Source organism: Streptomyces inusitatus, assembly GCF_014651115.1.
GTDB classification, from domain to species: Bacteria; Actinomycetota; Actinomycetes; order Streptomycetales; family Streptomycetaceae; genus Streptomyces; species Streptomyces amakusaensis.
The window spans coordinates 1-775 of record NZ_BMWG01000089.1 but is presented as its reverse complement, the minus strand read 5'-3'; the positions used below and the strand labels follow the sequence as shown (position 1 = coordinate 775).

The window sequence follows — 775 nt, the reverse complement described above, 5'->3', positions numbered from 1 at the left end:
GACCCGTGCCTCCTCCGGGCGCAGAACGCGCTGGTAGGGCTCGCCCTCGTGCTCGGCGAAGAGAGTGCGCAGCACCTCATGACGGGTGATCACATCGTGTACGGCGGCCTCCAGCGCGGGTACGTCGAGCGCGCCGCGCAGCCGTACCGCGAACGGCACGTTGTACGCCGTGCCCGGGCCGCGCACACTGTCGATCAGCCACAGCCTGCGCTGGGCGTACGAGAGCGGCAGCCGCTCCGGCCTGACACCGGCGGTCAGCGCGGGCCGCTCCACGGCGGACTCGCCGCCGAGGCGCGCCGCGAGAGCGGCGGCGGTACGCGCCTCGAACACATCCCGTACGGAGCAGGCCGCACCCAGCGCGGTACGCAGCCGGCTCACCGCGCGCGTGGCGAGCAGTGAGTGCCCGCCGAGCCGGAAGAAGTCGTCCTCCATACCGATGGAGTCCAGCCCCAGCATCGCCGCCAGGATGCCGCCGACGATCTCCTCACGAGCGTTGCGCGGCCCCCGCGACAGGGTGACCGAGGAAGTCTCGGGTGCGGGGAGTGCGGCGCGGTCGAGCTTGCCGTTCACATTGGTCGGCAACTCCTCCAGCGCCACGATCACGGCCGGAACCATGTAGTCGGGGAGCTCCCCGGCCAGGCTCGCGCGGAGCGCCACGGGGTCGGCCGTACCCGTGATGTACGCCACCAGCCGCGGCACCCCGGAGTCCTCGCGGAGGAGGACGGTGGCGGTGGTGACGTGGGGGTGGTGGGTGAGGGCGGTTTCGATTTCGCCG

General features: G+C 72.4%; 1 protein-coding gene. It reads right to left on the bottom strand.

The window, feature by feature from the left end; genetic code table 11:
- Positions 1–775, bottom strand: a 775-nt coding sequence (locus tag IE247_RS33945) for a condensation domain-containing protein (RefSeq protein ID WP_229869533.1), incomplete at both ends; no start/stop codon positions are given.